Below are 20,158 nucleotides of genomic sequence, written 5' to 3' on the forward strand. Positions count from 1 at the left end.
TGTCCCGGTGAAGACGGCTTTTGAGGCGCCGTCACGCATCCGGCTCGAAAAAAGAAAAAGCCCGGCACGAGGCCGGGCTTTTCCAAGAAAGTTCGGCGACCCCGCAAGGGATCGCCGAGGCTTCGGGTCTTAGTACGAGCCGAACTTGTAGTTCAGGCCGGCGCGGACGACGGCGAACTCGGTGTCGCGGACCTGCTGGCCACCGCTGACGAGCACGGTGCCCGGGCTGCCGATGGAGACCGTACGGCCCTGGTTGTCCACCGCGAAGGCGCCACGGCCGCCGGTGCCGCGATCGAGGTTCACGTACAGGCCTTCGACCTTCAGGGTCACGGCCGAGGACTTGAAGAAGTTCAGGAACGAGTCGGTCGGGAGAGCGTACTCGATACCACCACCGGCGGCCCAGCCGGTCTGGAAGTCGTCGCTCGACACGCCGGTGCCGAACTCACGGCCGCCGCCGGAACCGTAGGCGAAGCCGCCGGTGCCGTACACGAGGGTGCGGTCGAAGGCGTAGCCGAGGCGGCCGCGGACGGTGCCGAAGAAGTCGAGGCCGGAGAGACCACCCGGGTTGAACACCTGCTGCGCGGCCAGCGGGCTGGTCGACAGGAAACGGTTCCGGTCACGGCCGAAGTCGGCGTACTGGGCGTCCGCCTCGATACCGATCACGACGCCCGAGCCCGGGGTGAACTGGTAGTTGTAGCCGATCTGGCCGCCGCCGACGAAGCCCTCGTTGGACTCGCGGTTGCTGAAGGCCACCACGGCCGTGGTGCCCGGGGGCACGAGGAGCGAGGCCGGGCCGACGCCGATCACGGTCGGGACGCGGTCGTCCTGGGTGCCGAAGCCGTAACCGGCGTTGAAACCGGCGTAGAAGCCCGTCCAGGTGAAGACCGGCACCGGCTGGAACACCGGGGGCGGAGCGGCGCGACGCGGCAGGTCGGCGGCGAGCGCCGAACCGGCGAAGGCGATGCCGGCGATGGCCGTACCGGCGCGAAGGAAGGATTTCATTACTCTGGTCCTCTCTGACTGTGCCGGTGCTTCCGGGGAAGCGAGGCGGCACGGTGCCCCGTATCTATGCCAGCATCCCGGAAGATGCTGTTGCGGCTTGACCACGCCGACCGTCCCGAAGGCGGCCCCTTTGTGGCAGTGGTCTTGGTCTGCCGTCGTTACCTCCATGAAACGCCACCAAACGGCCAAGGTTCACTTACGGCCGAGCTTTTTTTGGTGATGGATCAGGACAGAGTGTCGCAGGGATGCAACCACGGCGTTCCGCGACGTCGGGAGGCTTACGATGAATGCGGCGCGACATGCGAGTGCTTCAGCGCACAAAAGCCTGGCCGTGGGCACCCTTGCGGCCGGCGTTGCATGGATACAACGACTTTTGTGGGTACCCTAAGAATATAATCACGGCGTGAGTGCAATTGCCGATATCAGCCGGCCGTAATCCGGTTCGCTGCGGTGCGTCGTACGCCGGAAACTATAGAATCGAGCCGGGTCGGCGTAGGTGCACAGACCGAGCGCGGTCGCTTCTCCGACGCCCGCTTCAGCCAGTCTTTCGAGAATGAAGGCCGGCAGATCGAACTGCGCGTGGCCGGACCGTCCTTCAGCGAAGAACTTTTCGCTTCCGGCAACCTCGGCTCGGAAACGCTCCATGAAGTCGAGGCCCACTTCGTACGACGCTTGCGCGATCGTCGGGCCGAGCACGGCGACGATGGATTTCCGCTCGGCGCCGAGCGCCACCATGGCCGCGACCGTCGCGTCGATGACGCCGCCGAGGGCTCCCTTCCAGCCAGCATGAGCCGCGCCCACCACGCGGTTCTCCGTATCGGCGAACAGGATCGGGCCGCAATCGGCCGTGGCGATACCGAGTGCCAGGCCCGGCACACGGGTCACCATGGCGTCGGCCTTCGGGCGCTCGGCGAGCGGGAAGGGCGCCTCGACGGTCACCACCTCGGCCGAATGCACTTGATAGAGGCTGACGAGGTTCTCACTCGGCAATCCGAGCTGCGCGCACATCCGCGCCCGATTCTCCGCGACGCGCGTCGGGTCGTCGTTCGAACCAATGCCGCCATTCAGCGAGGCGTAGAGCCCTTCCGAGACGCCGCCCTGCCGGGTGAAGAAGGCGTGCCGGATATAAGAGTGCGAGCTCAGCTCGGGCGCTTCGATGAACATGGTCTCGCAGACTCTCTCGGGAAGCTCAGGAAGGAGGCGGCAGCGCCGGCAACGGTGTCAGCGCCGGATGGCTGGTGCAGAGCACCTTGAACAGGGCGCCCATGCCGCGCGGATCGGGATCGGTCAGGCGATGGATTGCGGTCTCAATCGCCCGCGCCTGATCCGGCGTGGCACGGACCTGCAGCCGCTCGGCGCGGGCGGCGAGGCCGAGCGACAGCAGGAAGTCGCGCTGTGTCACCGGGCCATGCACGGCCATGCCCTCCGCAGCCGCCGCGCGGGCGAGCGCGCCGAAATCGACGTGCAGCGTCAGGTCCGCCTCGCCGGGCCGGCTCAGTGGATCGGCGTAGCGATGCCCCGCGACGGCTTGAAAGGTGTCGCCGTAACCGGGCCGGTCGCCACCGTAATCGATAACGAGCAGGGCGCCGCACCTTGCGACGAGGCGAGGACCGAGATCGCGCAGGACCGTGAGGCCTTGGCTCGGCAGGGTCAGCACCGCGCCCTCCGGCGCCTCCGCCGTGAGCCGCGGGTCGGGCTCCGGATCGAGGCCGAACGCGAGCGCGTCGCCTTCGACGGTCAGGCCGACGCGGCGTTCGCACCATCCGCGCCCCGTCCGCACGAACTGGCGAGCCGGCAGGGCGTCGAAGAACTCGTTGGCGATGACGAGCATCGGCGCGTCGGGCAGGCTCGCCACGGAATCGTGGAAGGTCGGCATGGCATCGATGAGCCGTTCCGCCTGGATCCGGCGCAAGCTCGGGCTGGTCTCGACGAGGTGGAGATCGAACTCGGCGCCGGCCGCGCGAAGCGCGCGCAGGGCGTCGGCCATCAGCGTGCCGCGGCCGGGTCCGAGTTCGACGAGGCAGGGCCGCTCGCCGGGGGCCATCATCGACAGGACCGCCGCCGCCCAGGCGCCGATCAGCTCGCCGAACATCTGGCTGATTTCCGGCGCGGTGACGAAGTCGCCGCCCCGGCCGAAGGGATCGCGCGTGGCGTAGTAGCCGTGCAGCGGATGCCCGAGGCAGAGTGCCATGTAGCGGTCGAGGCCGATCGGCCCGTCCGCGCGAATCTCCCGCGCCAGAACCGCGAAGAGCGGCGTCGCCTCGGTCGTCACGCTCAGATCTGCCCGGCTTCGGCCTGGATCTCCGGCGCGGTCTGCCGGGGCCGCGTCACGCCGCGGGCGGCGAGCACGATGTAGACGAGGCCGACCAGCGCCATCGGCACGCAGAGCAGCATCCCCATGGTGACGCCGCCGCCGAGCGCGTTGACGTCCTGACCGAAGAGGAAGCCGAGTTGCCGGTCCGGCTCGCGGAAGAACTCGCAGAAGGTACGCGCTAGCGCGTAACCGAGCACGAAGATACCGCCGAGCAGGCCCGGCTTGCGGAAGCCGAAGCGGCGCACGGCCCACGCCATGACGACGAACAGCAGCAGCCCTTCGGTGGCCGCCTCGAAGAGCTGACTCGGGTAGCGCGGCACGTCGCCCCCGGTGGGGAAGACGACGGCATAGGGAAAGTCTGGAGCGGCGCGGCCCCACAACTCGCCGTTCACGAAATTGGCGATGCGCCCGAAGAACAGGCCGACCGGCACCACCACGGCGGCGATGTCGAGCATGGTGTAGCCGTTGAGCCCGCGCCCGCGGGCGAAGAGCAGCAGCGCCAGGATCGCGCCGAGGAACCCGCCGTGGAACGACATGCCGCCGTTGCGGATCGCAAGGATCTCCATCGGGTGATCCAGGTAGAGCGGCAGGTTGTAGAACAGCACGTAGCCGATCCGCCCGCCGAGCACGACACCGAGCGCGACCCAGACGATCAGGTCGTCGATGTCGGTGAGCGTCGGACGCTTGACCACGCCCCAGAGAGAATCCGCCGCCACCAGCCGGCGCGCGTAGAACCAGCCGCCGACGAGCCCCGCGATGTAGGACAGGGCGTACCACTTGATCTCGACGGGTCCGATCGAGACCGCGACCGGATCGATGGCCGGGAAGGGGAGGGCGAGAAGCGGCGGCATCGACGGCCCACGAGCGGCTGACGGTTTCGGAAGGCGCGCCGCATTGGACCCGCGCCCGGTGAGGCGTCAAGGCGGGGCGTCGTTGCGCGCGCGCCGCGACGCGCGCAATCTCGCCAACCTTGTTGGGGGGAGTCATGCTCGGCAACGGAGAGATGGTGGCGCGCCTCGTGCTCGCCGGCGCCATGGGCAGCGTGATCGGCTTCGAGCGGGAGCGGCTGCTCTGGGCCGCGGGCCTGCGCACGCACATGCTGGTCTGCGTCGGCGCCTGCCTCTTCATGATCGTCTCGGCCTTCGGCTTCTCCGACGTGCTCGGGCAGAAGGATGTGGTGCTCGATCCCTCGCGCGTGGCCGCGCAGGTCGTCTCCGGCATCGGCTTCCTCGGCGCGGGCACGATCCTGCTGCGCGGCGAAGTCGTGAAGGGGCTCACCACCGCCGCGAGCCTGTGGGCGGTGGCGGCGATCGGACTTGCCGTCGGCGGTGGCCTCTACGTCGCGGCGATCGCCGCCACCGTACTCGTCGTCGGCATCCTCGCGGGGGTGAAGCCGATCGAGGAACGCTGGCGCGACCGGCTGCACAGCCGCACGCTCCACCTCACCGTGAAGGCCGGCAGCCTCTCGATCGACACCCTGCAGGCCGTCACCGGCGAGCGCGCCTCGCGGGTGCGCCAATTCGTGGTACGCCCCGGCGGTGAAGAGGGCGTCGAGGAGGTGACGGTCGCCTTCGTGCGGTTGTCGCAAACGAGCGTCGCGGCCATCGCCGAACGCCTACGGCAGAACCCCTCGGTTCTCAGCGTCCGCCTCGGGTCGGCGATGTGACGGCACTCCCGGAACCTCACGAAATCCGTTAGCCCACCCTACTCGAACCGACAAAGCGCACTACGACGTGCGAACCTTATCCTTGGCGAGAATTGAGCGAACCATGGCCTCGAAGCGGGTTCCCACCAGCCCCTACCCGGACCAGAAGCCCGGCACCTCGGGCTTGCGCAAGAAGGTGCCCGTCTTCCGGCAGCCCCACTACGTCCAGAACTTCGTCCAGGCGATCATCGACTGCATCCCGGACCGCAAGGGCGCGACTCTGGTAATCGGCGGCGACGGACGCTTCTTCAATGAGCAAGTCGTGCAGATCGCCCTGAAGATCGCCGCCGCCAACGGCTTCGGGCGGGTGCTTGTGGGGCAGAATGGGCTGCTCTCGACTCCCGCCGCCTCCTGCGTCATCCGCAAGCATGGGGCTGTCGGCGGCATTGTCCTCTCGGCGAGCCACAATCCCGGCGGGCCGGAGGGCGATTTCGGCATCAAGTTCAACGGCCCCAACGGTGGGCCTGCACCCGAGAGCGTGACCGCCGCGATCTTCGAACGCACCAAGGCGATCGGCGATTACCGCATCTCCGACGCACCCGACCTCGATCTCGGCCGGATCGGCACGAGCGAGATCGACGCAATGACGGTCGAGGTGATCGACCCGGTCGCCGACTACGCCGAGCTGATGCGCACGCTGTTCGACTTCGAGGCACTCGGCAAGATGTTCGCCTCCGGCTTCCGGATGCGCTTCGACGCGCTCTCGGCGGTGACGGGCCCCTACGCCAAGGCAATCCTGGAAGGGGCGCTCGGCGCGGCGCCCGGGACCGTGGTGAACGGCGAGCCCAAGCCGGATTTCGGCGGGCACCATCCCGACCCGAACCCGGTCCACGCCCACGAGCTGTTCGACCTGATGCACGGCCCAGATGCGCCGGATTTCGGCGCGGCCTCCGACGGGGACGGCGACCGCAACATGATCGTGGCGCCCGGCCTGTTCGTGACGCCGAGCGACAGCCTCGCCATCCTCGCCGCCCATGCCCACCGGGCGCCGGGCTATGCGGGTGGGCTTGCCGGCGTCGCCCGCTCGATGCCGACGAGCCGCGCGGTGGACCGCGTCGCCGCCTCGCTCAAGATCGAGGCGTTCGAGACTCCAACCGGGTGGAAGTTCTTCGGCAATCTGCTGGATGCCGGCCGCATCACCCTGTGCGGCGAGGAGAGCGCCGGCACCGGCTCGAACCACGTGCGCGAGAAGGACGGGCTGTGGGCGGTGCTGCTCTGGCTCAACATCCTGGCCGCGACCGGCAAGCCGGCGCAGGAGCTGGTGCGGGCGCACTGGGCCGAGTACGGGCGCGACTACTACACCCGGCACGATTACGAGGAGATCGATTCCACCGCCGCCAGCCGGCTGATGGACGGCTTGCGGGCGAAGATCGCTTCGCTGCCGGGCACCCGGATCGGCGGGCTGACGGTCAAGGCGGCGGACGATTTCCGCTACGTCGATCCGGTCGACGGATCCGTGACGGAGGCGCAGGGCGTGCGGGTTACCTTCGCGGAGGATGCGCGCATCGTCTACCGCCTGTCGGGGACCGGCACCGCCGGGGCGACGTTGCGCGTCTATATCGAGCGCTACGAGGCGGCGCCGGACCGGCTGGAACAGCCGGTGGCCGAGGTTCTCGCCCCCGTCGTCGCGGTGGCGCGCGAACTCGCGGAGATCGAACGGCTCACCGGCCGCGCGGAGCCGAGCGTCGTGACGTGACGGGTGCGCCCGCGCGCCGACGGGCGGCGAGCGCCTGCGCCGCCCTGGCCCTCCTGCTGGCGACCGCACCGCCGGCCCGGCCTGCCGAGATCGCGCTCGGCGGCGCCCGCTTCGATCTGCCCGCCGCCTTCGAGGACTGGACGCGTCGGGAGGCGAATGACGGGCTCCTGTTCCAGCGCGTCTACGAGCCGACGGGTCCGCGCGGGCGAAAGGGCATGGCGATCCTGCTGGTTGCCAAGCCGAGGCCCGCCTCCGGCCCCTTCGATGCGGCGTTCACGGGGTTCGTGCGCGGCATCAAGCAGGTTCCGAGTGAGGGCAAGCCGCTCACGGCGAAGGCGGGCGAGACCCTCGACGGTCACCCGATCCGCATCGAGCAGCGCTGCTGCCGGTCGAGCGACGGGCTGCGCATGGGCGCGTGGTTCGTCGGCATCGCCGCCGGCGGGAGCGAGCATTACCTCATGCTCCTCACCCTTCAGCTCGAACGGGAGGCCGAGAAGCCGGTCCGCGAGGCGTTTCAGGCTCTGGTGCGCAGCTACCGCCCGATGAGGGATGACCGAGGCTTCGTCCTCGCGCCGAAATCCGGCGATGGCGGGATGGAAGGGCTCTACGCACGCACCGAGACGCGGCTGATGCCCAACGCCTTCGGCGGCATGGATTTCATCGCCGACCAAGCCACGCTACTGTTCGACAAGAGCGGGCTCTACACCACCGAACTGCCCCGCGACGGTGACATCGCCCGCCATTGCCGCACCGCGGTCGCGAGCTGCGGCACCTACGCGCTGAAGGGCGGATGGCTCTCGGCCAAAAGCATCGATCGCGTCGAGGTCGAGAATGCGTTCGGCCTCACGAAGCGCTCCAGCGAGACCTTCGCCCGCACCGGCGACGGCATCAAGATCGGCGACACGACCTACGCGACGATGCCGCCCTTCGCCGAGGGCCACCGCTTCTCCGGTACGTGGAGCCACACCTTCGGATCGAGCGGGCCGACGGGCGCGGTCGGCGGAGCGCGCACGCTGAGCCTGGCCCCGGACGGGCGCTTCACCCGCGAGGGCAGCACGGGCTTCTCCTCGACCGGCGGGGTGATCGACGGCGGCACCACTGTGGCGGGGCACAGCCGCCGGCCGGTGCAGAGCGGGCGCTACGCCGTCTCCGGCTTCCGGATCACGCTGACCGACGAGGCGGGCGGAACGGAGTCGCTCAGCCTGTTCGCGCCGGATCGGGATTCGGACAAGCTTCTGGTGATCGACGGGGCGAACTACCTCAAGCAGGGACGGTGAGCGCGGTCTCGGACATCGCTCGTCCGTCATCGCGAGGCGGAAACACCGTAGCGATCAAGCGGATGGCGGATCAGGTCTGGTTGGGCTTCAACTGATAGAAGATGTGCCGGCCGATCATGTCCTTGCGCTTGAGCCGGCGCGACCAGCCGGGGCGCACGTAGTCGGCGTGGTAGTGGGTCGCGCCGCCGACTTCGGTGACATAAGTCTTGCCCTCGATCACCGCGCTGGCGACGCGGGTGGCGCTGCGCCAGGACTCGGCATCGGTGATGCGCAGCGACTTGCCCTCGCAGGCGAAGGAGAACTGGCAGCCCATGAAGCGGTGGCGGTTCTGGTAGACGACGCCGCAGACCGAGGCTGGATAGAGGCCGCTCTTGACGCGGTTCAGCACCACTTGGGCGACCGCCGCCTGTCCCTCCTCGGGCTCGCTGCGGGCCTCGAAATAGACGGCCTCGGCGAGGCAGCGCTGCTCGCGGTCCATCGCATCCGGGTTGATCAGGTCGGCATAGTGGGACTTGGTCTCCGGCGCCGACATCTGCGGATCGAGGGCGGAGGGGCCGCGGTCGAGGCGGGCCGAGAAGCCGGGCAGCGAGAGGTTCGACGCGGCCACCTCGATCGGGGTCGCGTCGGCGGGAGCCGGCGTCACCGACGACAGGGCGACGGCGCGGGGTGTGGCGGGGGTGGCGCCGTCCGAGTCGGCGAGAGCGGGGAGGCCGTCCTCCCCCGGCTCGGCCTCGTGCGGCGCGCCGGGTGCCACGAGTCCGGCATCGATGACGTCGGGGCTCCACGAGGTCGAGGCCACAAGCGCACCAGTGACGGCAACATCGCGCTCCGAGAGCCGATCGGGCCGAAGCGTCGCATCGGTGCCCGCGGTGGCGGTAAAGGAAACCAGCAAACCACTCGCCAGCATCCACGGCACCACGGCCGAGACGATCCAGCGGGGGCCGAGGCCCAGGCCTCGAACGCGCCTCGTACGCACCGCCGACACTCCACGCTCACAAGTGGCCGGAGCCCGCAGCTTAAGCCAAGCTGGAGCAGCCGTTCCTCACGCGTGGAGTTTAATCGCGAACGTGGTTGCCGGACGGTTAAGGAGCCGGGCGGCCGTGACGCTGAGCCAAGCTGTTCACCAGGACCGCGGCGTAGCCGCTGGCGTTCTGCGAGGCGATGATCGCCCGGCCGGCTTCGCGCTCGTTCCGGTCGGCCTCGAGGTAGACGAGCCCGATCACACCTGTGGCGGCGGCCAAAGTCGCGAGGATCCAGAGATAGGCAGCCTGCATCGCCCGGTGACCGGGAATGATGGCGCGATGATCGAGGAGGGCCGTGGGGGAGTCGGGATGCGACATGGCTTGAAGTCCCGCGGGTGCCCTGGCCGGAAGACCGATCGGCGCTCGCCGCGCTGGGGTCTTCCGCTAGCAGGTAACGTGCCCCGACAACACGGGTTCAGCGGGCTGTCCGCAAAATTATTGCGAAGCTTGCTCGCTTCCCGGAAGCCCCCGCGGGCTGGGAGCCCGCGGGGTCGTCGTCAACAGTCTCGGGCGTCCGTCTCAGACATCCTTGCCGAGGGCCGCCTGGGCCGCCGCGAGGCGGGCGATCGGCACGCGGAAGGGCGAGCAGGAGACGTAGTCGAGGCCGACTTCCTGGCAGAAGGCAATCGAGGCCGGATCGCCGCCGTGCTCGCCGCAGATGCCGAGCTTGAGCCCGTTGCGGGTCGCGCGGCCGCGCTCGGCGCCGATCTTCACGAGTTCGCCCACGCCCTCCTGATCGATCGACACGAACGGATCGACCGAGAGAATGCCCTTCTGGGTGTAGGGCCCGAGGAAGGTCGCGGCATCATCGCGCGAGATGCCGAGCGCGGTCTGGGTGAGATCGTTGGTGCCGAAGGAGAAGAACTCCGCCGTCTCCGCGATCTCGCCGGCCTTGAGCGCCGCGCGCGGCAGCTCGATCATCGTGCCGACCTGATAGTCGAGCTTTGCGCCTGTCTCCTCCGACACGGCCTTGGCCATGGCGTCGATGCGGGCCTTGACGATGTCGAACTCCATCCGCGTGAACACCAGCGGCACCATCACCTCCGAGGTGACCGGAGCGCCGGTATCCTTGGCGGCCTGCACCGCCGCCTCGAAGATCGCGCGGGCCTGCATCTCGGCGATCTCGGGGAATGCGATGGCGAGGCGGCAGCCGCGGAAGCCGAGCATCGGGTTGTGCTCGGAGAGCTCGCGGATGCGGTTGCGGATCTTGTCCTCGCTGATGCCGGTGGCCGACATCACCTCACGGATCTCCTCGTCCGTGTGCGGCAAGAACTCGTGCAGCGGCGGATCGAGCAGGCGGATCGTGACGGGCAGGCCCGACATGATCGTGAACAGCTCGACGAAGTCCTGACGCTGGTAGGGGAGGATCTTGGCGAGCGCCGCACGGCGGCCTTCGGTGTCGTCGGCGAGGATCATCTCGCGCACCGCCACGATCCGGTCGCCCTCGAAGAACATGTGCTCGGTCCGGCACAGACCGATCCCTTCCGCACCGAACTTGCGGGCGGCGCGGGCGTCGGCCGGGGTGTCGGCGTTGGTGCGCACCTTCATGGTACGGACCGCATCCGCCCACTCCATCAGCGCGGCGAAGTCGCCCGACAGCTCCGGCTGGAGCATCTTGACCTCGCCCTGGATCACCTGACCGGTCGAGCCGTCGATGGTGATGACGTCGCCCGCCTTGAGCGTCACGCCGCCGACAGTCAGCGTCTGCGCCTTGTAGTCGATCCGGATCGAGCCGACGCCGGAGACGCAGGGCTTGCCCATGCCGCGGGCGACCACCGCCGCGTGGCTGGTCATGCCGCCGCGGGTCGTGAGGATGCCCTCGGCCGCGTGCATGCCGTGGATGTCCTCCGGCGAGGTCTCGATGCGCACGAGGATGCAGCGGCGCTCGGCCTTCTTGGCGGCTTCCGCGGCTTCCGAGTTGAACACGATCTCGCCGACCGCGGCACCGGGCGAGGCCGGCAGGCCGGTGGCGATGACCTTGCGCTCGGCATCCGGGTCGATGGTCGGGTGCAGGAGCTGGTCGAGCGCGCCGGGCTCGATGCGCTTGATCGCCTCTTGCCGAGAGATCAGGCCCTCGCCCGCGAGCTCGACGGCGATGCGCAGGGCCGCCTTGGCGGTGCGCTTTCCGTTGCGGGTCTGGAGCATCCAGAGCTTACCGCGCTCGATGGTGAACTCCATGTCCTGCATGTCGCGGTAATGCTTTTCGAGGATCCCGTAGATGCGGGTCAGCTCGGCGAAGCTCTCGGGCATGGCCTTCTCCATCGAAGGCTTGTCCGATTTGGCCTCGATGCGGGCCTTCTCGGTGATGTCCTGCGGCGTGCGGATGCCCGCCACCACGTCCTCGCCCTGGGCGTTGATAAGGAACTCGCCGTAGAGCGCGCTCTCGCCGGTGGACGGGTTGCGGGTGAAGGCCACGCCCGTGGCCGAGGTGTCGCCCATATTGCCGAAGACCATGGCCTGGACGTTGACGGCCGTGCCCCAGCTCTCGGGAATCTGGTTCAGCTCGCGGTACTTCTTGGCCCGCGGGATCATCCAGGAATCGAACACCGCTCCGATCGCGCCCCAGAGCTGGTCCTCGGGCTTTTGCGGGAAGTCCGAGCCGTGCTCGTCGCGGACGATCTTCTTGTAGACGCCGATCAGGTGCTTCCAGTCGTCGGCCTTCAGCTCGGTGTCGAGGTTGAGGCCCTTCTCTTCCTTGTAGTGCTCCAGCGCCTCCTCGAAGGCATGGTGCTCCACGCCCAGCACGACGTTCGAGTACATCGTGATGAAGCGGCGGTAGGAATCGTAGGCGAAGCGCTCGTCGTCGGCGTCCTTCGCCATCGCCTCGACGGTGGCGTCGTTCAGGCCGAGATTGAGCACCGTATCCATCATGCCCGGCATCGAAGCGCGGGCGCCGGAGCGGACGGAGACGAGCAGCGGCTTTTCGGCATCGCCGAAGCGGCGGCCGGTGAGCGCGCCCACCTTGTCCAGGGCGGCCTTCACCTCTCCGGTGAGTTCCGCCGGATAGGTCTCGCCGTTCTGGTAGTAGTAGGTGCAGACTTCCGTGGTGATGGTGAAGCCGGGGGGCACCGGGAGGCCGAGGTTCGACATCTCGGCGAGGTTGGCCCCCTTGCCGCCGAGGAGGTTGCGCATCGACGCTTCGCCCTCGGCCTTGCCGTCACCGAAGGAATAGACCCATTTCGTCATCAGTCTCTCCGCTGGACGGATCCGGCGACCTGAGCGCCGCTCACGCGGGCGTGGCGCATCTCCTGTCGCAGTGCAAGGATAAGCTTCGTGCCACTCCTCGGTGAGGAGTGACGATGTGTTGGCTCTGTCAGAGCCTAGCGCGCCGGCTCAAAAAGGGGAGTGCGCCCGGCGCAGAAGAGCACGGGGCGGCCAAGGTTGCGCTGCAAAAAGCCAGTTCCATCGGAGTTCCGGCGGATCGCCAACCAGCGCGAACCTTCGCTTCTTCGACAGTCGCGGGTCGCTCACCGTCAGGAGAAATGGCGCAGGACGCCCAGCCCGATCAGCCCAACGACGATCAGATAGATCGCGACGATGTAGTTCAGCAGCCGCGGCGCGATCAGGATCAGAATGCCCGCCAGGATCGCGATAATCGGCTGGAGATGCGAGATGGTGATGGTCATGGACAGGTGGTCGGGCGCGTTCCCGCGGCCAAGCTTGGCCGCAGGGTAAGGACGCTCGACAAGCGCAGAAGGTTCCCCGACGCGGCCCGGATCGGGCAGGGCCCTCGATCAGACGCGGTACTTGCCGCTGCGCTTGACCACCACGCGGGCACCGACGGGGACGCGCTCGTAGAGATCGACGATGTCCTCGTTGAGCATGCGCACGCAGCCCGAGGACATCTGCTCGCCGATGCTCCAGGGCTCGTTGGTGCCGTGGATGCGGAAGAGCGTGTCGCGGTTGCCGTTGTAGAGGTAGAGCGCGCGCGCACCGAGCGGGTTGTCGAGGCCGCCCTTGCGCGACCGCTCGATGCCGGGATTGAGCGAGACCATCGTCGTGGTCGGGCTCCAATCCGGCCACACGCCCTTGCGGCCGACCCGCGCGTCGCCCTTCCACGAGAAGCCCGCCTTGCCGACGCCGACACCGTATTGAAGCGCCGTGCCGCCCTCCTGCACCAGGGCGAGCTGGCGCTTGTCGATGTCGACGACAATCGTCCCCGGCGCCTCGGGGCCGTTATAGGCGACCTCCTGGCGGCGGTATTTCGGGTCGATCCGCGACCGGTCGACGAGCGGCACGTCGAACGGCTTGTCGGGCATCGAGCCGATGTACCAAGCGGCATCATCATCGCCGCCGGCCATCGGACCCGGCTTCGACGATTGACAGGCCGCGAGCGGGACAAGGCAGATCGCGGCGAGCATCACACGGCGGGTCGCCATCCGAACCGGGGTGAAGGCGGCCGTGCCAGCGGTTTTGGGGGCAGCCATGGCGGCTCCTGTCGCCGCCGCGGCGGGCGGGTTAGCGTTGCACATCATCCGCCATGACTACCCGCCTCAGGGTCGAACAGGTGTGACTTCAGGGCCGCATCGGGTGAGGAACGTTGCCGTGAGGCCGCCTCGTCGAGGGCAAGCGCCGCCTTATCTGCAGCGCACAACCGCGTGAGCCGGAGGGAAAGGATGCCCGAGACCGAGACCCAACTCGTCGATGAGGCCGGTGCCGCGATCGCGACGCTCGCGCCGGCGATTCATCTCGACCATTGCGTCATCCACGTCTCAGACTGGGCGCGCGCGTCGGCGTTCTACCGGGACGTGCTGCAGGCCGAGGTGATCCCCTTCGGAAAGGGCGTGGTGTTTCGCTTTGGCGGCGTTCAGCTCAACGTGCACGGCCCCGGCCAGGTCGGCACGCCGCGCGCCCGCGAGCCCGTCATGCCCGGCGGCAGCGACCTATGCTTTCGCTGGTCGGGCACGATCGAGGAGGCGATGGCGCATCTCGCCGCCCATGGCGTCGCGGTTGAGCTCGGTCCGGTTGAACGCAACGGTGCGGCCGGGCAGGGCGTAAGCGTCTACTTTCGCGACCCGGACGGCTCGCTCCTCGAGTTCATCACATATCCGACGCCCTGACCTTGGGGTCGATCCCCCATGGATCGCGGAAATAGATCGTCCGCGAAGCGTCTGAGCGGGATCAACCCAGCACCCCATCAGGCGCTGCCGACCCGCTCGGCCAAGCGCTGATTGGTCTGCTCCAGGCGCAGCGCGAGTTCCCGCATCACGGCGATGCCGATCTGCGGAAACTGCGCGAGCAACTCGATGAACACGTCGCGGTCGATCCGCAGGGCCGTCGTGGGCGTGTCGGCGATCACGGTCGCCGAGCGCGGCTGATCGGCCAGGATGCCCATCTCGCCGAGAAGGGCGTTGGGGCCGAGCAGGGCGAGGCGCACCGGGCCCATCGGACCGTCGATCGAGACGGCGGCAGACCCTTCGAGGATGAGGTAGGCGGCATCGGCGGCCTCGCCCCGCGCAAAGAAGGCCTGTCCCGCCTCGAAATGCACCCGCTCACTGGTAAAAGCGAGAAGCTTGAGGCGCGACGGCTCCACCTCGCGAAACAACGGCACCTGCCGTAGGGACGTCACCTCGTTGTCGAGGGTCATGGACACACTCCGATCCGCCTCCAGGGCTGCAGGCGGAAAGGCCCGCGGGTAGACGCACGGGCGGATCGTGTCAAAACCGCTGCGTCCTCGCCTGCTCCGGGCTCAGCAGGCTACGCTGACGGCAGCGCCGTATCGGCACGATAGTGCCGATAGTCAGGACTCGCGCCGGGTGGACAATCCGAGTTCGCCGGAGCCCGGCGGACCGCGCTTGGCACTCGCATTCGGCTGCGGCGAATCGACAGGCTCCTCGTTCGTCGTCGGTGTCAGACTGTCTTCCGGCGCAGGCATCGCCGGCAGCGGCGACCTGTTCGGCTCGGGAAGACCGGACACCCCGTTCGCCGAAGCGGGCTTCGCCATGAGTGAACGCTTTACCATATATCGGTTCGTCATCCCCGCTCCTGATGGTGCTGGACGGCCTGTGGAGACCTGTTCACAACTCCGCGCAACGCGCGGGTGAGAGCAGACCTAACGTTTGGACGAAACAGGTGTTTCCCGGACCGCGGCCGCGGATACGGCCAAGGAACAATCGAAAGGGATGACGGTTGAGGAGGGTGTGAAGATTTTGCCTGAGGAGGCGCTGATGGCATCTGGTAATTCCACCTCGAAGCGAGGTTTCGCTTCCATGAATATCGAACGGCAGCGCGAGATCGCCAGTAAGGGTGGTCGGTCGGTGCCCGCCGAGAAGCGTTCCTTCTCGCAAGATCGTGAATTGGCTTCTTCGGCTGGCCGCAAGGGCGGTCAATCGACAGGCCGCACGGGCGAGGCCTAATTCGGCCGAGGCGGCTCCGGGCGTGTCGCTCGCGCTCGACCGCCCGGCCCTTCAAAAAATGAAATATAATTTCTACTACGGGCGCCTCGGGCGTCTGTTTGTTTTTGTGTCTGCTTTCAGATTACCGAGTCGGCACGCGCCAGTTCGCGCCATTTGACCACGAGGTCTTCGAAGACGCGGAGTTCGGCCTCGTCGAGCCGACCTAACGTTCGCGCGACATAGGCAGCCTGCGCGGTGATGCCTCGGGCTGCGATCTCCGCCCCCGCCGGAGTCAGGTGAAGCGCGTGGGAACGGCGGTCGCCGGGAATCGGACGCCGCTCGACGAGCCCGGCTTCGACCAGACGATCGATCAAACCCGACACATTGCCTTTCGTGACATAGAGCCGTGCGGCCAGCTCCTGCTGCGTCAGCCCTTCACGCTCGCTCAGGGTCGACAGCACGTCGAATTGCGGAATCGACAGTCCGAGCTCTCTCAGTTCCCCGGCCACGGCGGCGGTGACGCGCCGACTCAGACGGATGAACCGGAACCAGACCCGTAGGGGATCCACGGGTTCGGCGCTCGACGCGGGACGGGCTTGACGCTCGGACATGTCCGTCCAGCTTGTAGCAGAGGGTTTCACGCCGGACAGCCGAGTGGCGCGGTTCACCCCCAACCTGTAGACTGCTCGGCAACCAATCCGCATCTCGTACTCCATCTCGTCATTCCAGGGTCATGCGTCGTCAGCTTCTCGATGAACCGGTGACGCGGGCCGGCCGCTATGCGCGGACGCTGGCCCTGTTCTCCCTGATCGTCACCGCCATGGCGGTGCTGATCGTGCGCAGCCCGTCGGCCGAGCCGACTCCGGCCCTCGCCGTGCTTGGCAGCGGGATCATCCTCTCCGTCGTCGCAGTGGCCCTCGCCGTGTTCGCGATGGTGAGGGTCTGGCGCGACGGCGCGGGCGGCCTTGGCGCGGCTGTCGGCGGCCTGTTCCTGGCAAGCCTCGTCCTGGCCTATCCGGCCTATGCTGCGCTCAAAGGCGTGCGCCTGCCCGCTCTCACGGATGTCTCGACGGATACCGAGCGCCCGCCCGCCTTCTCGCGCTCGCGCCTCGCTTTTGCCGCCCGCGACGGTCGCTACCCGCCCGAGCCCGGACCTGCGACGCGGGACGCGCAACGAGCGGCCTATCCGCAGATCGCCCCGCTGACCCTCGACGTCGAGGCTGACGAGGCCTTCGAGCTGGCACGCAAGGCGGCGGTGAATCGCAAGTGGCAGATCATCGAGGCGATCCGGCCCGGCGGACGGATCGGCAACGGCCGCATCGAGGCCGTGGCCCATACCCGTATCCTGAACCTGCCTGCCGACATCACCGTGCGGGTGCATCCGCGGGCGGACGGTGCCCGCATCGACGTGCGCTCAGCCTCCCGGATCGGCGACCGCGATTTCGGCGACAATGCCGATCGCATCCGCTCCTACCTGGACGAGGTCGCCAATCTCGCCATCGCCCTGAAATAGCCGGCACCGGCGCGCGCCGTGCGGCCCCTCAGGCGGGCCGGAACGTCCCCCCGAGCAGGGGCGGCCCGTCGGTGACGGCGAGGCCGCGCTCCACCAGATCCTCGAGATGGGCGAAGACGGACAAGGCCGCCGCACCGCGCAGATGCGGGGCGAGGCCTTGGTAGACGGTGCCGACGATCGCCGCGATGTCATGATCGCCCGCCTCAAGCCGGGCGCGGATCGCCGCCTCGCGCTGGCGGCGGTGAGCGGCAAGCCCGCGCACGAAGCGGCGCGGATCGCGCACCGGCCCACCATGGCCCGGCCAGTACAGCGTCTCACTCCGTTCGCGCAGGCGATCCAGCGAGTCCATGTAGGCCCGCATCGACCCGTCGGGCGGCGCGACGATGGAGGTCGACCACGCCATCACATGGTCGCCGGAGAACAGCACGTTCTCCTCGGGAAGGGCGAAGGCGAGATGGTTCATGGTGTGGCCGGGTGTCGCCACAGCGGTCAGCGTCCATCCCTCGCCGGTCAGGCTCTCACCATCCGCCAGCTCGCGGTCGGGCCGGTGCTCGCGGTCGGCGCTGGCGTCGAGGGCGGGGAGTTCGTTCTCCGCGAGTTGCCGCGCCGCACGGTGCAGGCCGCAGCCGACGATCGGTGCCCCCGTGCGCGCCTGGAGCAGGCGCGCGCCCGGAGAATGGTCGCGGTGGGTGTGGGTCACGACGATGGCAGCGATCCGCTCGCCCTCGAGCGAGGCCAACAGCCCCTCGATATGCCCGGCCTCGGCCGGTCCCGGATCGATCACCGCCACCCGACCGTGCCCGACGATGTAGCTGCAGGTCCCGCTCGCGGTGAAGGGGCCGCCGTTGGGGCAGATCCGCCGTCGCACGAGGGGGCTCAACGTCTCGGTCCGATCGGGCGCCGGCAGAGCGCTCTCGAAGCCGGGGGAGGGGCCTTGCGCGTCCGCGGACGATTCACTCATGGGGACGACTTCAAACGACGACGGTGCCGCCCGCCTACGACAGCGCGGCGCTTTCGCCAACTCGCGGCCTGACCCGCGAGGCGGCGGTCAATGCCCGAACGGCGAGGGCGCTACCACACGGACTTGGGCGAACCCCTCGCCACGCGAGACCACCGGCGCGAAGCCCGCGGAGGCCATGTCGGTTCGCAGATCCATGGTCTGCGCTTCGGCCACGCGCAGGCGGCGGGATCCGGACCGCGCAACGCGCAGCACGTCTTGGAACGCCGCCTGCGCCGCATCGCGACGCAGGGCTCCGACGCGTTCCTCGATAGCACCGCGTCCGCGCTGGCTTAGGGCCGCGACCCGGTAATCGACGAGCCGTGGCCCCGAGCGGGAAAGGCCGGTAACGAGATCGGCCCCCTCTTCCGAGGCGACCACATCGCCCGGGCGCAGGGTGCGGTCGTCGGCCAGGGGCATAAGCGGTCCCGCGACGCCCGATGGCTGGCACGCGCAGTTCTCCACGCGCGTGCGACGATAGAGATTGGCCGAGGCGGTGCGCAGATAGGGTCGGCCATCGAGACCAGCCGATTGCTCCATCTCGAACCGCCCCGGCGCCAGGGTGAACAGGTCGGTCTGCGCGCTCGGGCAGGCGGCGGCGCAAGCGGCCGCGTGAACGGCAAGATCCCCCCGTGCCTGCAGGCGGCCCAGGGGAAACACGTACCCGTCGCAGCGGCGCACGCAGACGGTCCGCGTTCCGGTGGCGAAGGAGGCGGGCGCGACGGCCCGCTCCCGGCGGCCCGGCCGCACCGGACGCGCATCGAGGCGCGGCGTGCGTTGCACGAAGCGCTGCCCGGCGGCGAATCGGGTATCGGGCAGCGACGCGTAGCGACGGGGGGCCCTGGGCATGGGCTTCGCGACGGGCTCGGGAGCAGCGCTTGCGCCACCGAAAATCGTTTCAAATAATCCGTTGAACAACCCGCGCTCGGAAGCTCGCACCATCGTCGCAGCACTCGTCGCGCCGATACCGATCAGCAAGCCCAGGACAGCGGTCACGAGCAAGCGTCGCCGCGGCATATGAACTCGATCGGCGGCACCGCTCGCCGACAACGCTCCAGGCCTACGCTTGCCGAACTCCATCTCGCTGCCCCTTCGCTCCGGCGCGTGCGAGTGTGTCCGCCCTCGAAGCAAGACCAGCCGAACGGATCGCCCGGCTCTCAGCTAGGCCGCCGGTCGTGGCAGTGACAATTTGGGAAGACCACGCAGATTCGGGCGAGCACTGCCGTATTGCACGGGGAAATGGCTTTTTCCGCTGCAGATACCGAAGATCGGCCTCATCCAGGCCCGCGCAGCACCACGCCCAGAGCCAGGGCCGCGCGACGATCGGCGGAAGGTCGCCTGCCAAGAAAAAACGCCGCCCGAGGGGACGGCGCTGAAATTGATCGCCTCGCGGCGATCGAAGGGGGAAATTCAACGGGTGGCTGGCTGCCTCAACGGCGGCGAGCGGATTTCACCCGGACGGGAATGGGCTGCAGAACCGGCTGCGGCGCAAGCGAGGACACGAGCCGAGCGGCAGCCTCCAAAATCGCTTTCGCCTGTGCAACACCGGGAACTAAGGGCTTTTTCTGTGCGGGCACGCCAGAGGCCTCCTTCACATCATCAAGTCTGATCGTCGTCTTGCCGTAAGATGGTGACGAACGGCCGGCTTTGCCAGTCGGTTCCGAGGGCCTGCGACGGTCGCACGCGGTTCGTGATAAACCCTTCACGTCATCGCGCTGGCAAAAGGAACTTGCGGCGAAAACTTGGCGTTATTGCTTCCAAGAGGCGGCGGCACGGGCCGCGCCAGTTGTTGGAAGGAAGTTCGACATGCTCGGGTGGGCAGTTACGTTCCTGGTGGTTGCCCTCGTCGCAGCCCTGCTGGGCTTCGGCGGCATCGCCGGCACGGCCATGGAGGCCGCCAAGCTCGTGTTCTTCGTCGCGATCGTGCTGTTCGCGATCTCGGCCGTCATCGGCCTGATGCGCGGCCGTTCGCCGACCTTGTGACCAGCGCCTGACAAACGAGCCGCCCCGATCCCGGGTGCGGCTCGAACCGTCCGACCTTCATCGCAAGATAGTGTCAGGGGCCGCTCGGCTCCCCCGTTTTCGGCCCGTCATCCTCAAGCCGCGCGATCAGATCGCGGAAATGGTCGGGGATTGGTTGCTGCACGACGGAATCGTAGAGCGCGCGCAGATGGTTTCCGATGCGACGCTGCGTCTGGTCATTCAAACCGTTTTCGCCACGCACCCGAGTGGGCCGGTCCCCAGAAGGGAACGTGCCGGCCGGCTCGTCCTCGTTCATGCTTTCAAGATCCCCTTGC

At 68.3% G+C, this 20,158-nt stretch carries 21 protein-coding genes; 7 read left to right on the forward strand and 14 right to left on the reverse strand.

The genetic code is table 11. The features are described 5' to 3' along the window. Positions 1–129: 129 nt before the first annotated feature. The 4 genes from MFF24_RS03500 to lgt all read right to left on the reverse strand — a co-directional run bounded on the left by MFF24_RS03500 (position 130) and on the right by lgt (position 4,167). Positions 130–1,002 carry an outer membrane protein gene (locus MFF24_RS03500; protein WP_012454879.1) on the reverse strand — a complete coding sequence of 291 codons (873 nt, stop codon included), beginning with the start codon at positions 1,000–1,002 and terminating at the stop codon, positions 130–132. Between the two features lie 396 nt (positions 1,003–1,398). After that, entirely contained in the window at positions 1,399–2,166 is a 768-nt protein-coding gene (gene pgeF, locus MFF24_RS03505; protein WP_238222403.1) for a peptidoglycan editing factor PgeF, read from the reverse strand. Positions 2,167–2,191: 25 nt separating this feature from the next. Then, positions 2,192–3,274 carry a class I SAM-dependent methyltransferase gene (locus MFF24_RS03510; RefSeq protein WP_238222404.1) on the reverse strand — a complete coding sequence of 361 codons (1,083 nt, stop codon included), beginning with the start codon at positions 3,272–3,274 and terminating at the stop codon, positions 2,192–2,194. Between the two features lie 2 nt (positions 3,275–3,276). Then, complete coding sequence (gene lgt, locus MFF24_RS03515; RefSeq protein ID WP_238222405.1) at positions 3,277–4,167, reverse strand: prolipoprotein diacylglyceryl transferase; 891 nt, start codon at positions 4,165–4,167, stop codon at positions 3,277–3,279. Between the two features lie 134 nt (positions 4,168–4,301). Here lgt and MFF24_RS03520 point away from each other — a divergent pair, with 134 nt between their 5' ends. The 3 genes from MFF24_RS03520 to MFF24_RS03530 all read left to right on the forward strand — a co-directional run bounded on the left by MFF24_RS03520 (position 4,302) and on the right by MFF24_RS03530 (position 7,994). Then, positions 4,302–4,982, forward strand: coding sequence for an MgtC/SapB family protein (locus MFF24_RS03520; RefSeq protein WP_238222406.1), 681 nt, complete (start codon positions 4,302–4,304; stop codon positions 4,980–4,982). 103 nt (positions 4,983–5,085) lie between these two features. After that, positions 5,086–6,717: an alpha-D-glucose phosphate-specific phosphoglucomutase gene (locus MFF24_RS03525; protein WP_238222408.1), complete on the forward strand. Its 1,632-nt coding sequence runs from the start codon at positions 5,086–5,088 to the stop codon at positions 6,715–6,717. Beyond that, a complete protein-coding gene (locus MFF24_RS03530) occupies positions 6,714–7,994 on the forward strand; it encodes a hypothetical protein (RefSeq protein ID WP_238222409.1) in 1,281 nt (426 codons plus the stop codon). Before MFF24_RS03525 ends, MFF24_RS03530 begins: the two co-directional genes overlap by 4 nt. A gap of 70 nt (positions 7,995–8,064) precedes the next feature. Here the strand turns inward: MFF24_RS03530 and MFF24_RS03535 are convergent, their stop codons facing one another. The 5 genes from MFF24_RS03535 to MFF24_RS03555 form a co-directional block, all read right to left on the reverse strand. Continuing rightward, a complete protein-coding gene (locus tag MFF24_RS03535; protein WP_238222411.1) occupies positions 8,065–8,970 on the reverse strand; it encodes a cell wall hydrolase in 906 nt (301 codons plus the stop codon). A gap of 106 nt (positions 8,971–9,076) precedes the next feature. Then, positions 9,077–9,334 (reverse strand): hypothetical protein, encoded by a 258-nt coding sequence (locus MFF24_RS03540; protein ID WP_238222418.1) that lies wholly within the window; start codon positions 9,332–9,334, stop codon positions 9,077–9,079. 201 nt (positions 9,335–9,535) lie between these two features. Further along, complete coding sequence (ppdK, locus tag MFF24_RS03545; protein ID WP_238222420.1) at positions 9,536–12,202, reverse strand: pyruvate, phosphate dikinase; 2,667 nt, start codon at positions 12,200–12,202, stop codon at positions 9,536–9,538. A gap of 287 nt (positions 12,203–12,489) precedes the next feature. Then, entirely contained in the window at positions 12,490–12,642 is a 153-nt protein-coding gene (locus MFF24_RS03550; RefSeq protein ID WP_108940751.1) for a DUF3096 domain-containing protein, read from the reverse strand. Positions 12,643–12,750: 108 nt separating this feature from the next. Continuing rightward, positions 12,751–13,443: a L,D-transpeptidase gene (locus MFF24_RS03555; protein WP_133088323.1), complete on the reverse strand. Its 693-nt coding sequence runs from the start codon at positions 13,441–13,443 to the stop codon at positions 12,751–12,753. A 189-nt stretch (positions 13,444–13,632) separates the two neighbouring features. Between MFF24_RS03555 and MFF24_RS03560 the strand changes: the two genes are divergently transcribed. Next, on the forward strand, positions 13,633–14,076 hold the full coding sequence (locus tag MFF24_RS03560) for a VOC family protein (protein WP_238222422.1): 444 nt from the start codon (positions 13,633–13,635) through the stop codon (positions 14,074–14,076). A gap of 77 nt (positions 14,077–14,153) precedes the next feature. Here the strand turns inward: MFF24_RS03560 and MFF24_RS03565 are convergent, their stop codons facing one another. Next, complete coding sequence (locus MFF24_RS03565) at positions 14,154–14,603, reverse strand: Crp/Fnr family transcriptional regulator (RefSeq protein ID WP_108940754.1); 450 nt, start codon at positions 14,601–14,603, stop codon at positions 14,154–14,156. 580 nt (positions 14,604–15,183) lie between these two features. Here MFF24_RS03565 and MFF24_RS03575 point away from each other — a divergent pair. After that, positions 15,184–15,372, forward strand: a complete 189-nt coding sequence (locus tag MFF24_RS03575) for a con-10 family general stress protein (RefSeq protein ID WP_041371474.1) — start codon at positions 15,184–15,186, stop codon at positions 15,370–15,372. 116 nt (positions 15,373–15,488) lie between these two features. Here MFF24_RS03575 and MFF24_RS03580 read toward each other — a convergent pair whose 3' ends face one another. After that, on the reverse strand, positions 15,489–15,962 hold the full coding sequence (locus MFF24_RS03580) for a MarR family winged helix-turn-helix transcriptional regulator (protein WP_238222427.1): 474 nt from the start codon (positions 15,960–15,962) through the stop codon (positions 15,489–15,491). A gap of 122 nt (positions 15,963–16,084) precedes the next feature. On the opposite strand from MFF24_RS03580, the gene MFF24_RS03585 reads away from it, so the two are divergent. Next, positions 16,085–16,864, forward strand: a complete 780-nt coding sequence (locus tag MFF24_RS03585; protein ID WP_238222429.1) for a DUF1499 domain-containing protein — start codon at positions 16,085–16,087, stop codon at positions 16,862–16,864. A 28-nt stretch (positions 16,865–16,892) separates the two neighbouring features. Here the strand turns inward: MFF24_RS03585 and MFF24_RS03590 are convergent, their stop codons facing one another. Next, the gene (locus MFF24_RS03590) at positions 16,893–17,825 is read right to left on the reverse strand and encodes an MBL fold metallo-hydrolase (protein ID WP_238222431.1); all 933 of its coding nucleotides are present in this window, start codon (positions 17,823–17,825) and stop codon (positions 16,893–16,895) included. Positions 17,826–17,912: 87 nt separating this feature from the next. Continuing rightward, positions 17,913–18,857 carry a DUF2865 domain-containing protein gene (locus MFF24_RS03595; protein WP_238222434.1) on the reverse strand — a complete coding sequence of 315 codons (945 nt, stop codon included), beginning with the start codon at positions 18,855–18,857 and terminating at the stop codon, positions 17,913–17,915. A gap of 810 nt (positions 18,858–19,667) precedes the next feature. Between MFF24_RS03595 and MFF24_RS03600 the strand changes: the two genes are divergently transcribed. Beyond that, entirely contained in the window at positions 19,668–19,844 is a 177-nt protein-coding gene (locus MFF24_RS03600; RefSeq protein ID WP_003599466.1) for a DUF1328 domain-containing protein, read from the forward strand. A gap of 73 nt (positions 19,845–19,917) precedes the next feature. Here the strand turns inward: MFF24_RS03600 and MFF24_RS03605 are convergent, their stop codons facing one another. Further along, the gene (locus MFF24_RS03605) at positions 19,918–20,139 is read right to left on the reverse strand and encodes a NepR family anti-sigma factor (protein WP_238222435.1); all 222 of its coding nucleotides are present in this window, start codon (positions 20,137–20,139) and stop codon (positions 19,918–19,920) included. Between the last annotated feature and the right edge of the window lie 19 nt (positions 20,140–20,158).

It is taken from the genome of Methylorubrum aminovorans (assembly GCF_022179725.1).
In the GTDB taxonomy this organism is placed as follows: Bacteria; Pseudomonadota; Alphaproteobacteria; order Rhizobiales; family Beijerinckiaceae; genus Methylobacterium; species Methylobacterium aminovorans.